The organism is Bacillus seohaeanensis (genome assembly GCF_042684945.1).
GTDB lineage: Bacteria > Bacillota > Bacilli > Bacillales > Bacillaceae_B > Rossellomorea > Rossellomorea seohaeanensis.
The window spans coordinates 788602-801864 of sequence record NZ_JBHUMF010000031.1; the positions used below are offsets into that span (position 1 = coordinate 788602).

General features: G+C 35.7%; 11 protein-coding genes. 2 read left to right on the plus strand and 9 right to left on the minus strand.

Translation table 11 applies throughout. From position 1 onward, the window contains the following. Positions 1-245 precede the first annotated feature (245 nt). From ACFSUL_RS17190 to ACFSUL_RS17205, 4 genes are all read right to left on the minus strand, one after another. A complete protein-coding gene (locus ACFSUL_RS17190; protein WP_377937132.1) occupies positions 246-1847 on the minus strand; it encodes a BCCT family transporter in 1602 nt (533 codons plus the stop codon). 1058 nt (positions 1848-2905) lie between these two features. Then, positions 2906-3367 carry a hypothetical protein gene (locus ACFSUL_RS17195; RefSeq protein WP_377937133.1) on the minus strand — a complete coding sequence of 154 codons (462 nt, stop codon included), beginning with the start codon at positions 3365-3367 and terminating at the stop codon, positions 2906-2908. Between the two features lie 346 nt (positions 3368-3713). Continuing rightward, positions 3714-5423 carry a M3 family oligoendopeptidase gene (locus tag ACFSUL_RS17200; protein ID WP_377937134.1) on the minus strand — a complete coding sequence of 570 codons (1710 nt, stop codon included), beginning with the start codon at positions 5421-5423 and terminating at the stop codon, positions 3714-3716. Positions 5424-5620: 197 nt separating this feature from the next. Continuing rightward, positions 5621-6187 (minus strand): hypothetical protein, encoded by a 567-nt coding sequence (locus tag ACFSUL_RS17205; protein ID WP_377937135.1) that lies wholly within the window; start codon positions 6185-6187, stop codon positions 5621-5623. Between the two features lie 222 nt (positions 6188-6409). On the opposite strand from ACFSUL_RS17205, the gene ACFSUL_RS17210 reads away from it, so the two are divergent. Both ACFSUL_RS17210 and cyoE read left to right on the plus strand, forming a co-directional pair. Next, entirely contained in the window at positions 6410-7432 is a 1023-nt protein-coding gene (locus ACFSUL_RS17210; RefSeq protein WP_377937136.1) for a M14 family metallopeptidase, read from the plus strand. 255 nt (positions 7433-7687) lie between these two features. Next, positions 7688-8605 carry a heme o synthase gene (gene cyoE / locus ACFSUL_RS17215; RefSeq protein ID WP_377937137.1) on the plus strand — a complete coding sequence of 306 codons (918 nt, stop codon included), beginning with the start codon at positions 7688-7690 and terminating at the stop codon, positions 8603-8605. A 181-nt stretch (positions 8606-8786) separates the two neighbouring features. Here the strand turns inward: cyoE and nadD are convergent, their stop codons facing one another. The 5 genes from nadD to ACFSUL_RS17240 form a co-directional block, all read right to left on the minus strand. Beyond that, complete coding sequence (nadD, locus tag ACFSUL_RS17220) at positions 8787-9401, minus strand: nicotinate (nicotinamide) nucleotide adenylyltransferase (protein ID WP_071412511.1); 615 nt, start codon at positions 9399-9401, stop codon at positions 8787-8789. A gap of 34 nt (positions 9402-9435) precedes the next feature. Further along, positions 9436-10917 carry a nicotinate phosphoribosyltransferase gene (locus ACFSUL_RS17225; RefSeq protein WP_071412512.1) on the minus strand — a complete coding sequence of 494 codons (1482 nt, stop codon included), beginning with the start codon at positions 10915-10917 and terminating at the stop codon, positions 9436-9438. A 32-nt stretch (positions 10918-10949) separates the two neighbouring features. Continuing rightward, on the minus strand, positions 10950-11498 hold the full coding sequence (locus ACFSUL_RS17230) for a cysteine hydrolase family protein (RefSeq protein ID WP_377937138.1): 549 nt from the start codon (positions 11496-11498) through the stop codon (positions 10950-10952). Between the two features lie 59 nt (positions 11499-11557). Continuing rightward, positions 11558-12334 (minus strand): NUDIX domain-containing protein, encoded by a 777-nt coding sequence (locus ACFSUL_RS17235; RefSeq protein ID WP_377937139.1) that lies wholly within the window; start codon positions 12332-12334, stop codon positions 11558-11560. 170 nt (positions 12335-12504) lie between these two features. Further along, positions 12505-13137: an O-methyltransferase gene (locus ACFSUL_RS17240; protein WP_377937140.1), complete on the minus strand. Its 633-nt coding sequence runs from the start codon at positions 13135-13137 to the stop codon at positions 12505-12507. Positions 13138-13263: the final 126 nt, after the last annotated feature.

A 13263-nucleotide genomic window follows, 5' to 3' on the forward strand; every position in this document is an offset into this window, starting at 1 on the left:
TGTACTTTCCCTTCTTTTTTATCACTTAAAAAAGCTTGTAGCAGAAAGAAAAGGGAATGTTCGAGACCGCTGAAAAAGTAACGCTTTTTTAAAGCACGGAAGATTTTTATCAATAGATAGAGAAAAAGAAACTAAACATCTATATGCGGTGGCTTCTTTTTCTCTATGAATGGACTTTTTCAGTGGCCTCGGACTGTCCTCATGCTTCATTGAAGTAAAAGAACCATCCCTTTGTTTTCCATTATTTAAAAATTACTAGTCTTCCTCCATGTTTCTCCATTATCATTCCTTTTCCTTCTGACATTATATTTCCAAGCCTTATCCTCATCCATCATTTTCTTCGCAGCATAAATAGTCAGAAACTGTATGATAATAATTGGAATTCCCATGAGACCGGAAAGGACTTCCAATGGAGCTAGTCCCCCTATTCTCATTAATAGTAGAGCAATGATTGTTACGACTGCAGCAACAATCATTCTCAAACTTTTAGAAGGCTCCGCTTTACTCATATCTTTTGTGCCCGTATAGGAGGCAATCGTATACGTTGTCGAGTCTAATGTTGTAGTCAAGAAAATAGTTGCTACTATAAGAAAGACTGAGATCGCGATTGCAGAAAGAGGCAGCGAAGCCAAAATTTCGGGTATGACAGCCATAGGATTCTGTTCTTGTACAATATCTAACACAGGAACCTCTCCAGTAAGATACCTATGCACACCAAGACCTCCAAGGATACCTGTTGCAATCCAAGATATAAGCGTTGGAGCCAATAAATAAGTTAATATCATTTCTTTAATAGTTCTACCACGGGATATTTTGGCAGCAAATATACTATGCAGCATTGCCCATGTAGCACAGTAAGCAAACCAAAATACGGTATTGCTTTCCATATACGTGCTTCCTTCCACATCTAAAGAATTCGTATGAAGGGACATATCAATATAATTCGAAAATAGGAAACCGATACTCTCTGTGAAATAATTCAGAATGAATACACCTGGCCCTACTAGCATAATGAATATAGCAAACGCACCGGCAATATACATATTAAGAGTACTCAATTTTTTGATACCTTTTTCTATACCTAAATAGGCACTAACAGAGAATAATATTACCCAGATAATTGTTACAGCCAGCGTTAAACCAAACGTAACTTCCATATCAAATAATTTAGCTAAGTTAAATGTAATAATTGGTGTTCCTAATCCCAATGTTACTGCCGCTCCTGAGAGTATACTAATTAAAAAGATTACATCTAGTACTTTTCCACCTACGCCATTTGTAAATTTATCTCCAAAAATACACCGACACGCTTCGGAGATTCGCATAAATGGTTTCTTTCTAACATGTAAAATGTACCCCATTGCAGGCGCTGCCATTACAAAGATGGCAAATACTTGAAAACTCCATAGAAACATACTGTATGAATTTCCCCACATCAATGCTTCTCTCGTTTGAGCCTCCACGCCATAAGGAGGCTCCAGCGCGACTTTGGTCCATTGAATCATCCCAGTCCGCATAATTGTGGATCCAAGCCCCATCGCAATTAGAATAGAGGCATACTCAAACAAGGTAAACCTTGGTTTTTCCGTTGGATCACCTAAAACGACATTCCCATACTTGGAAAATGAAAAAAATAGACCGGCTGCAACCATTAGAAGTGCATACCATATGTACCCCCATGTAAACATTTCCACAATCCCATCAAAAATGCCGTTCAACAGATTCAGAGATTCATCTTCGTACATCGAAAAAGGAATACTAATAGCGATAATAATAAGTAAAGATGGGACAAAAATTTTATAGTCTATTACTCTTTTTCTGCTCTCTCCTTTACTTTTTTCCTTCATTCAAAAACCTCCAATAACAATTCTTTTCTACTATAGCGGTGGGAACGTAACACCTTATGACAAATATAGATTCTATTATCGTGAAGGAACTAAAAACGTCTTTACTTGTAATCTAGAAAATCCTAAATTAGCGTGTAATAATTATTTCGGTATCTATACATATCCCAACGACTATAGATTTAATAAAAGATATCGCTTTCAAACTAAAAAATAGATTTTTTGGTTCGGATATAGGGTTCTTTTTCTCGTCATGTTAAAGAAATACAACGAGTTAGATGCGTTGGAGAAAAAACAGGGAATTGACCTTCAAATAATGGATAACTATTAATCATAACTGACGCAATCGCTAACTACGCGACGCCCATTACAACGTATGACCATGTACCATTAGAAGAAAATAATCCGAAATGCAGACGGATAAAAACGTGGGCTTACATTTTAAGGAAAGTATGAGCAGTACCCAAAGGAAAAAGCTTGATAAGGAGGCAACCTACTTACCTCACAATGAGGAATCAAGAAAAATAGTAGTGCCAAAGTTTGCTGAATTAAATATAAAGGACACCTAGTTGTAAGTACTTTTCTCATTAGAAAATATAGACGACAGCGAGATCACTACCATTTCTATAGCTTTTATATTTATAGATTAGCCGCATCCTTGTTTCATTTATTTTCTAGAACGTCTTACTACTTCATGCCACGTTTGTTCAGTTGAACCCAAAAGTACATTTAATAGCAATATCTATAACTATTGTAACATAACATTCTGAATATATTAAATTCATAAAAAATGCATTGCAAATATGCTAGAAGGTAACACGATTGAGATATGCAAAAAGATGTTGCTAATGCTGGGAAAACAACCGCCTCTCTTTAGCCACTATACTTTATAAGAAAAATAAATTGACTGGACCCTAGAGCTAGTCATTTTTGTAGGTTATTTTCGTAAAAAAAGGGAGGGTTTTTGCTTCATTGAAGCGAACCATCCCTTTGCTTTCTTCTATTTGAATCAATCTACCTTGCGAAACAAAATTATTTATGTAGTGCTAGGCACGAAATATTTAGTTTCGTTTGCTTTCAATCCAGTGTTGCACTCCATATAATAAATATGCTTTATAATGTATGTACAGAAAAAATTGAAAATGATTTAATCTATGTAAACCTATTATTTTTAGCTTTTTTAAAAAGTCGATGATCGGAAAAGCAAAAAGTCCGTCTACAATAACATTAAGCAACCAAAACTTTTTGAAGTTTCCGTACGAGAATGTAAGTAACCACATGGAAAGAGGCATATATGGACCGATACTAAAAGGAAGCTCATTTGTTAAAAATGATTTTCGCTTGTCATAAAAAATCCACCAGTCACGCTTTTGCCCAATCTTATGATTTATTATCTCGAATACTACAATTACTAGCCCCGCTAGAGAAAAACGTTTTACATTACGCTTACCTAAAAATAACAACGATAACCAAGGAATCAATACAATAACTACATTAAACACCCAGTGCCTTTTGGATATCATGACCAATTTCACCTAACCTTCTTTTTCATCTCCTTTTTAAAGTATCCAAATGTACAATTAGTATTACATTATTTATCTCTGGTATTAGAAAAATGGAGTAAGTAGAAAAAATACATTTCTATTTGTGCAGATGTATAAAATGCGTTCAAATTTCTCTTCTCCTACTTTAAAAATCTTAGCTAACGTTAATTTAACAACATTTGCACAGGTTATAACTTTATAGACCTAAACTATTCCTGTAGAAAAGTTATATCCATGTAAGTATTTTTACAATTTCTTGATTAACAAGAACAAAGGGCGACCACTATACTGTAATCGCCCTAGTCTATAAAATATTATTTTTTATCTACATAACTTTATCTTCTTGCTCAATTTCTTGAATTTCTGCCTTTATGAAGTCCATTAATTCTTTTATTAAAGCTGGTGAGAAATTAAAACGAATGCCAGCTGTTTCATACACTTCTTTTAAGGATTTGGTATTACCGAGAGAAAGAGCTTGTTTATAATTAATCAAGGTTTCCTCACGATTTTCTTTGTATTGCTTATACATTTGTAAAGCACCAAGTTGAGCTATCACATATTCAATGTAATAGAATGGGACTTCAAATATATGAAGAACAAATAACCAATGGGACTTCCTTGCATCTTCATATCCTTCCCAATTAACGACCCCAGCATCAAGTTGTTCACTTATTTCTAAGTATTTATTCATCCGCTCTTCCATCGAATGATCAGGGTTCTCATACAGCCAATGCTGAAATAGATCAATCTTTACCCCTTCTGGAAGGAAAGTAACAATATCTTTTAAAAGCTCTACTTTAGCCCTTTTCAGTTCTTCTTCATCGTGGTAAAAGTGGTGCCAGTGGTTCATCGTTAGCAATTCCATTGTCATACTTGCTAGTTCAGAGGATTCCATTGGTGTTTCTCTATAATAGGAAAGGTCAATCTTGGATTTATAATCATTGTGAATACAATGTCCCATCTCATGGAAGAGGGTTAGCATATCCGAATGTGTATGTGATGCATTCATAAATATGAAAGATAGTTTGGAAACAGGTAATGGCGTACAAAATCCTCCAGGAGATTTATTTCTCCTATTTTTTAAATCAAGCATACCTCTCTCATCCATCTGTTTAATCAACTCTGCAAATCGTGGGTCAAGCTCCCCTAAAACAGTTGATGTTTTCTCTACTAATTCTTCAATGGAGTTAAAAGGTTTCAATGGACGCTTACTCGTTGGGACGGCTTTCGTGTCATAAGGCCGAAGTTCTTCAAGGTTTAATTCCTCTTTCTTCTGTTCTTGTATTTGTTTGACGAGAGGCAGAACATAACTTCTTATGGAATCTGCCAACTGTTTACAATCCTCTGGAGTATAATCAAAACGCTCATACTTTTTGAACATATAATCTCGATAGTTAGGTAGATCGCTATTCTTTGCCTTTTTCACTCTAATGGAAAGTAATTGATTCATAATCTCCTGTAAATCACTCTTCACTTCCAAAATTGAATTAGAAATTAGCGTGAACGCTTTTTTTCTAATCGTTTGATCTGGATCTTCTAAGTAAGGGAAAAGTTGAACAATGGTTACTTCTTCCCTGTCCCATTCCGCGGTCAAATCTCCTGTGATTTCGAAATAGCGAGTCGCCAATTTATCTTCTTCAACTTCTAATACTACATTTGCATCATTGTATAACTCTATTGCATTTTGTTTACTCCGAATAAATCGACCGTATTCCTCCGCATTAAGTTCATACTTCAACGATGAATTTAAGAACTTTTCATCAATTTTAGATTTGAACTTTTTCACAAGTGGTTCAATTTTTTCTTGATCGTATTCATATGTTTGTTTAGCAGTCTCATCATTATTATAGGCTTGAAAATCTATGTAATGCCCCTCCATTGCCTCTTCAATCGCATCGTAAAATTCTGATACATCCTTGAGCCAAGAAATAAGAACCTCCGTGAAAGATAAATCTTTCTGTAATAAGTTTTGAAAATGATTTTCCACTGAACTTATATTTCTAAAATCTAATTTTTCTACATACACCTTTCCCACGATAAAACCTCCTGTTCGTTTACCATTTGCATTTTTCTACAAATCCTATGATACTCTCTATTTGTTAGAAAGTTCTACCTTACGCTTCTTTTTTTCTGAAATATTATAACTTTCTTCAATGAATTCAATACAAAAAGATGCGTCTTTGGGGAGACGCATCCCATTCATGCAAGAGCAATTCTATAAAACTTACGCCCCTAATACTTCTTGTACTTTATTGGTTCAATAGTTTCAAGTTGACCTTTATTAAGGGTTCGTGAATTCCAAATAAAACTTACTAAATACTCTTCATTCACTTCAACTAATTGATATTCATTCATAGAGACTTTAAGCTTTTTATCATCGAATACCAAATAATATTTTCCTTCCTCATATAGTTTCTCTTCTAACTCGAATATTCCCCCAGTATGTACTTCATGAGATTGGTGAGCTGTTATAGATACAATAATAATGATAGAGACAATCACGATTATTGCTTTTACTTTCGAAATAAAATTCCCCTTTTGTCTTCCACCTTTTCGTAAATATTTCATTAAATAGTATAAGTAAATGATAAATACAATTGGAACTATGTACAGAGCTAAAGTAGCAGGAATAAGCAACATTTCATGCAAAGTATAGTTAAAATTTGTAATAGCTTGAATTCTTCCTAGTTGCACGCCTATGAACGCCAAATAAATTAGGCCTAACAACCAATATAATGCCAGCTTTTGAGCATTTAAAATTTTTTTGAGGTCTTTTACCTCGTCATTATTTCGTTTCATTCGTAGAATCCTCTCCCAAAATCTCAACCATTTTTCTTCAACTATTCTGTCTTTAACTTAGGTATAGCCCTTTACAAACTCCATACCGATGTTAACATACATCACCAATTTGGTTTGAGAGTCTTATCCCATTAAACGCTTTCTCTCTTTAAAAAATTGTAATAAAAAGAAGCAACATCAACCAAAATATCACTGATGACAAAGTTGTAAAGGAAGTACTTTATGAAGGTTTTTCTCTTACTGTTACTGGTTTGTTTCTTTTTCTTTCCCTCCATAGGACGTGCTCAAATCGTTCATACAAAAAATATGTATACGTATGAAGCATTAATGGAAGACGTGTCAGAGCTTTCGCAAATGTATCCTGACTTAATTACATACAAATCATTAACAACGACAACTTATGGAAGAAAGGTTTGGGCGATTAAACTGGGACATGGGGAGACATCCATTTTTATAAATGGTGCGCATCATGCTCGTGAGTGGATGACTAGTACTCTTTTAATGAAGATGATTGAAACCTATGCCAAAGCGTATAAAGCAAATCTACCTATTCATAATATCCATCCGAACATACTAGATCATGTATCCGTTTGGTTTGTCCCAATGGTAAATCCGGACGGTGTTACACTGCAGCAATTTGGCCTCGAAGCCTTTCCAAGCTATATCCATCCAAGTCTTATCGAGATGAACGAAGGTTCATTGGACTTTAAAAGGTGGAAAGCAAATGGGAATGGTATTGACCTAAATCGTCAGTACCCCACAAATTGGGAAAATTTAAAAGGAGTAAGTACAAAGCCTAGTTATCAGTTTTATAAAGGGAACTCCCCTCTTCAAGCAGAAGAAGTAAAAGCCCTTGTTGATTTCACTTCTAAACTTAATCCTGAAATCGCTGTTGCTTATCACTCCTCAGGAAATGTGCTATTTTGGGGGTTTCATCAATTTGGATTGACTCATACAATCAATTTTGCAGATGATTACTACAAGATTGCCCAAAAAGTCTCAGACATAACAAACTATAGAATACAAGAACCCGCGTCCCATCAACAAGGCGGTGGCTATACTGATTGGTTCGTTGCTGAATTTGGAAAACCTGGATTTACTGCTGAAATAGGTTCTCTCATTAAAGATAACAATCTTCCTCTCGTTGCCTTCCCTAAAATATGGGAAAGGAATAAAGCGATTGGCTTGTTTCTAGCAACAAAAGCCCTAGAACGGCAAAAAAAAGCAGTGAGTGACGATGATTAGTAGAACTAGAAAATCCATAATTTTGCGTGTAGATTTGTAGCGTATGAAAGAGTGACGGCACAACTGGCAATTTTCCGCTAGTTGTGCCGTTTTTACGTGCAAAACTTTTCATTTTCCGCTATAAGAGCCGCCCATTTAATTCCAATAGGGTACTGTTTTACTGTTTCATGTTCATAGGTGTATGATATCTATAATGTCATTCTAGATTGTTGTATGAAATTGCACACAATCTAGTGGAAGGGGAAGATGGTAGTAATGCAGAAGGAAGAAAACCTTACAACACAGAAACAGACTTTATCAAAAATTTTGGCGCAAACTATTAAAACTGGGATTATTAAATCAAACCTATTTCCGATGTTTGCTGGGTTAACATTGTCGTTATATACTTATCAGATTAGTCTGTTCGAGAAAATACCCGAAATAATATTTGCCTTAATCGGTTCGATTTTCGTAATAGGTGCAGCTGGAGCTTTTAATAACCTTTATGATCGAGATATAGATTCTATTATGGAAAGAACAACAAATAGGCCAACTGTAACAGGAGAAATAAAGCCTAAAACAGTATTATGGCTTGCTATCCTGATGTCTATCTTCGGAATAGCAGCACTTGCACTTACAACTCCTTTAGCCGCATTCCTAGGGTTCTTAGGTTTGTTTTTTTATGTTGTTCCCTATACGATGTGGAGTAAGAGAAGAACCGTTTATAATACAGAGATTGGAAGTATTTCTGGAGCAATGCCTCCTCTCATAGGATGGGCTTCTATGTATCCAGACATAACACATCCTGCTATTCTAGGCCTTTTTATAATTGCAGTTATTTGGCAGATGCCACATTTCTATGCCATAGCTATTCGTAGACACGATGAGTATAAGGCTGCGAAAGTTCCAATGCTTCCAGTAGTCAAAGGTGTTAAAAGAACCTATATACAAACGAATATTTATTTAATTGTTTTAATTGCAACAAGTTTTCTTTTTGTGCCTTTAAGCATCGGTCTTATGTTAGTAGCCCTTCTTTTAAGTATTTTGTGGCTTATCCTAAGTATTTGGGGTTATAGAAAGATGGATTCGGAAAAATGGGCTAAATCAATGTTTGTCTATTCCCTTATTCATATGACTGTCTTATTTTCGACGGTGATTATCTATTCTCTTATGGGCATTTTTTTTCATCTGTAAAGTATCTGAGAGAGGCGTTCATTACCTCAAAGGAACAAATAAATGAAGAAAGACTACGGAAAAAGCTGACAACCTGCTACATACACATGGCAGTCAGCTTCTTTTTCATCTGTATGTTGATAAAAAATCCTCCCTGCTTTCAGTAGCCCAGAACCGCTCCTTTGACTTTTTGTTGTTTCTACTATTTGTATAAGCAGTGCTCCTTAATATAATTATAACAAGCTTCTGGGAGAAGATAACGCGGCTCCCCACCTAATGCAAATTCTTCTCGAATATAAGTAGAACTGATTTCCATTGCAAGACCTTTATCCAGTAGGTGGAATGTACTTCCATCGTCATTATTACGGAGGATAGGTGATCTGCTTATTACTTTTACCATATCAATGCCATCACGAGCCATGACAATGAAGTTATTTTCGCGGATGAGTAAATCCCCATTTCCCCACTTTCCATTACCAATATCCACGAGCAAATCGGCTCCCATAATAAAATAGATATCATCATTTTTATACACCTTTTTAAAGTGTTTCAGCGTTTCATACGTGGTAATTTTCCATGCATCTTGTTTTAGTTCGAAATCATCCGTAATAAATTTTTCATTATCTTTAATTGCTAGTTGAATCATTTTCAATCGATGTTTATCTTCTGTCATCATCTTTTTATCTCTGCGCTTATTTGAACAAGGAAGAAAAATTACTTTATCTAAGTGACAACGATGAGCGACTGTGCTAGCGGTCCATAGATGTACGTTTGTGATTGGGTCAAAAGACGAACCGTATATTCCAATTTTAGCCATTATTCTATCCCCCAGTTTTCATCCAGAAAATCGGTCAATTATCTCTATTTTCTCCTGCAATCATCTCCGCTACATTTTCCTTCACTTCTGCAATTTTCTTCATCTTGTTATCCCAACAAGCTTGACTCAAGTCTACTGGGTATTCTTCAGGCATCGTTGTACGTTTGTATTCATCCCAAAAAACAGCTAAATTTTCCTTAGTGAAACGTCGAATCGCCTGTATCGACGGCGTTTGATAGACAAGTTTCCCACTATCAAAAATGGTATAATGCAGTTCTCGTGCTTCAAAATTTGTTACAAATTTACTTATAAAGGTATATACAGGGTGGAACATTTTAAGTCGTTTCTCGCTCTTTGGGTCTTCCTCTTCAAGCGCAATATAATCCCCTTCCGCTTTGTGGTTGGTTTTATTAATAATTCGATAAACCCTTTTTAAGCCTGGAGTAGACACCTTTTCTGGATTTGCACTTATTTTAATGGTATCTACCATACTTCCAGTTTCATCTTCAATAGAAACAAGTTTATAAACCGCACCTAAAGCTGGTTGGTCATACGCTGTAATGAGCTGTGTTCCAATGCCCCAGCTATCTATTTTTGCTCCTTGTGATTTTAAATTAATAATTGTCTTTTCATCGAGGTCATTGGAAGCAATAATTTTTGTATGGTTAAATCCAGCTTCATCTAGCATTCTTCTTGCTTCTTTCGATAAATAAGCAAGGTCGCCACTATCCAAACGAATACCTTTAAAATCAATATTGTCTCCTTCTTCTTTTGCAACTTTAATAGCATTCGGAACGCCCGATTTCAATGTGTCATAGGTGTCTACGAGGAATACACAATCCTTATGGGTTTTAGCATATGCTTTAAAAGCAGTGTATTCATCACGATAAGCTTGAACCAGTGAGTGTGCGTGTGTTCCTGAGATAGGAATTCCGAACAATTTACCTGCTCTTACATTTGATGTTGCATCGAAACCAGCAATATAGGCAGCCCTTGCTCCCCATACTGCTGCATCCATCTCCTGAGCCCGTCTAGTACCAAATTCCATTGCTACGCCACCGGCGATAACATGTTTAATGCGAGAAGCTTTTGTTGCAATCAATGTTTGATAGTTAACGATATTTAAAATTGGCGTTTCGATTAACTGTGCTTCCATTATTGGAGCTTCAATTCGAAGGATCGGCTCATTCGCAAATACTAACTCTCCCTCCTTCATCGAACGTAAGCTACCAGTGAAGCGAATATCTTTAAGGTAATTTAAGTAATCCTCTTGATATCCTTCTTCTCGTAAATAGTTGATATCACTCTCGCTGAACTTAAAATTCTTTAGGAATTCAATTACCTTTTCTAATCCAGCAAATACGGCATACCCATTTCCAAATGGGAGTTTCCGAAAATACAATTCAAACACTGCTTTACGATGATAAAATCCATTTCTCCAATAGGTTTCCGCCATGTTAATTTGATAAAGATCTGTGTGTAAAGCTAAACTGTCATCACTAAATTTGTTGTTCATTATAAAACCTCCAATTTAATAGATGATGAACGTCAAATAACTTCTGCTCCAATAGAGTCTTGAAAATGTTGTAAGGCCCATTCATGTCCTGTTTGATTAAAACTTGCTACAGCATCTTTATAAACAACCACTTTAAAACCCTTGTTGTAAGCATCTACAGCTGTATGCAGAACACAAATATCTGTACAGACTCCTACAAGGTGCACTTCTGTTATCGCACGTTCCCGTAATTTGATTTCAAGATCTGTTCCAGCAAATGCGGAATACCTTGTTTTATCCATCCAATAGATATTTGGGTTATTTTCATGCATGTTTACTATTCTTTGCAACTCCCCGTACAACTTCCTTCCCTCCGTTCCTTCAATATTATGCGGTGGGAATAATTTAGTCTCTGGATGAAGGCTGTCTCCTTCTTTATGAAGATCAATAGCAAAAACAACATAATTATTGTTTGCCATAAACTCCTTTGTGACTCGAACAATTTCCTTTTCAATTTCCTGACCTGGAGCCCCACAAGTTAACTTACCATCCGTTGCTACAAAATCATTCGTATAATCGATATTAAGTAATGCCTTTTTCATTCATAACTCCTCCTTTTACTTAACTATTAAGTAATTGTTAATTATAAATCGCAAAAAAATTAATATCTCGCTGTATATATTGGTTTTACTACATCCATTTCAATAAATTCATATAATTGGGTAGGCGTTTTAGATGTTCTTTGCGTCTTTTTCCCCTCTACAAGCCTGATGAAGGGAAGTGTTTTTATTTTTCTAGCAAACGCCTGATCACTTGCAATAGCAGCATCACTTGTAACGGTCAAAAGAACAGATTGGAGTTCTGAATACGTGAAATGCTTTGGTAAAAACTTTTTTGCTACAGTTGTTTGAAGTAAATCATTCGTAATCATTTTAATGGCGTCTATTATGATGTCATGGTGATCAAAAGCTAAATTTAATGCGAGGGCCTCTTCTAATGAAAACAACTCTACCTCCACAGCATCATCATTTGCCTTTCTATTTGATAAAGAACGTTCGGGCACTATTGCATAGTGTCCATTGGAGATAATCCATCCTCGTGGATCCCTTCCTGGTTTGTCATACACACCAAAATGTTTAATGTGTATGCCGCTAACACCTGTCTCTTCTTCAAGTTCACGTTTAGCTGCTTCAAGCGCTGTTTCATCGTCTTGAACAAAACCTCCAGGTAAAGCCCACTTACCAGCATCGATATTGACTTTCCCCTCTGCATTTTGCATCGACCGTTTAATGAGCATGAGTTTCAATGTCATATTTGGTGGCTTGTATTCCTTAACCTTTTCCGAAACAATGGTGAAAACAGCAATATCGGAAGTATACCCATCAGGTGTGCGAAACTGGTTTAGATTGTATTGTTTTAATGCTTCATGATTGGACATTGTGTTTTCTCCTTACAATTATTTTTTAATTAACAAAATGTTAATTGTTAATTATATTATACTCCATTAAATGAAAAAATATACAGTACTTTTGACTATTATTGCGCCTATTTTCAGAAGGGACGGTTCTCTTGCTTCATTGAAGCAGAAAAAACATCCCTTTGTTTACATTATTCCTTAACACGACCAACCAATAGTCCATCTCCAATCGGTAACATCATAGATTCTACATTCGGATCACTTGCCATACGCTGATTGAAAGCACGTATGGATTCTGTACGGGAATCAACATGAGAGACGTCGAATACCCGTCCACGTTGTAAAACATTATCTCCAACGATTAATGCACCGGGATTGGCGAGTTGCAATGAATATTCCAAATAGTTCGGGTAGTTTCCCTTGTCCGCATCGATAAAAATAAAATCGAACCTTTTTTGTTCTTTTTTAAGTTGTTCTAAGCTCTTTAATGCTTCTCCGGTATAATAAGTTACCTGATCCCCAAAACCAGCTTTTTCTAAATTTTCATGTGCTAAGTCAGCATATTCTCGCTCTAACTCTAGAGAAGTCAAATGTCCCTCTTTTGGCAAACCTCGAGCAAGACAGATTCCGCTATATCCCCCTAACGCTCCAATTTCGAGTATTTGCTTGGCTCCGGAGGTTTTCACTAATAGGGTGAGAATGTTTCCGATTTCTGGGGAGACCGATATATTTCTCATGCCATTAGCATCAATACTCTCTATAACAGCTTCTAATATTGAATCTTCTTTAACAAACAGGGAATTAATATATTCTTGTAGATTCATAGCTTTTCCTCCTACTGCTAAATTAATTGAAATTTCAAATTAATAATAACACAAAAAAAGCAAAGTGCCGGTTTTCTTGCTTCATAAAAGCAGGAAAACCATCCCCTTTGCCTATTCGTATATGAA

Excerpts from the sequence above, each read along its gene's own strand:
- ACFSUL_RS17190 (WP_377937132.1), bottom strand. The coding sequence starts at position 1,847 with ATGAAGGAAAAAAGTAAAGGAGAGAGCAGAAAAAGAGTAATAGACTAT.
- ACFSUL_RS17195 (WP_377937133.1), bottom strand. The coding sequence starts at position 3,367 with ATGATATCCAAAAGGCACTGGGTGTTTAATGTAGTTATTGTATTGATT.
- ACFSUL_RS17205 (WP_377937135.1), bottom strand. The coding sequence starts at position 6,187 with ATGAAACGAAATAATGACGAGGTAAAAGACCTCAAAAAAATTTTAAAT.
- ACFSUL_RS17210 (WP_377937136.1), top strand. The coding sequence starts at position 6,410 with ATGAAGGTTTTTCTCTTACTGTTACTGGTTTGTTTCTTTTTCTTTCCC.
- cyoE (WP_377937137.1), top strand. The coding sequence starts at position 7,688 with ATGCAGAAGGAAGAAAACCTTACAACACAGAAACAGACTTTATCAAAA.
- nadD (WP_071412511.1), bottom strand. The coding sequence starts at position 9,401 with ATGGCTAAAATTGGAATATACGGTTCGTCTTTTGACCCAATCACAAAC.
- ACFSUL_RS17225 (WP_071412512.1), bottom strand. The coding sequence starts at position 10,917 with ATGAACAACAAATTTAGTGATGACAGTTTAGCTTTACACACAGATCTT.
- ACFSUL_RS17230 (WP_377937138.1), bottom strand. The coding sequence starts at position 11,498 with ATGAAAAAGGCATTACTTAATATCGATTATACGAATGATTTTGTAGCA.
- ACFSUL_RS17235 (WP_377937139.1), bottom strand. The coding sequence starts at position 12,334 with ATGTCCAATCATGAAGCATTAAAACAATACAATCTAAACCAGTTTCGC.
- ACFSUL_RS17240 (WP_377937140.1), bottom strand. The coding sequence starts at position 13,137 with ATGAATCTACAAGAATATATTAATTCCCTGTTTGTTAAAGAAGATTCA.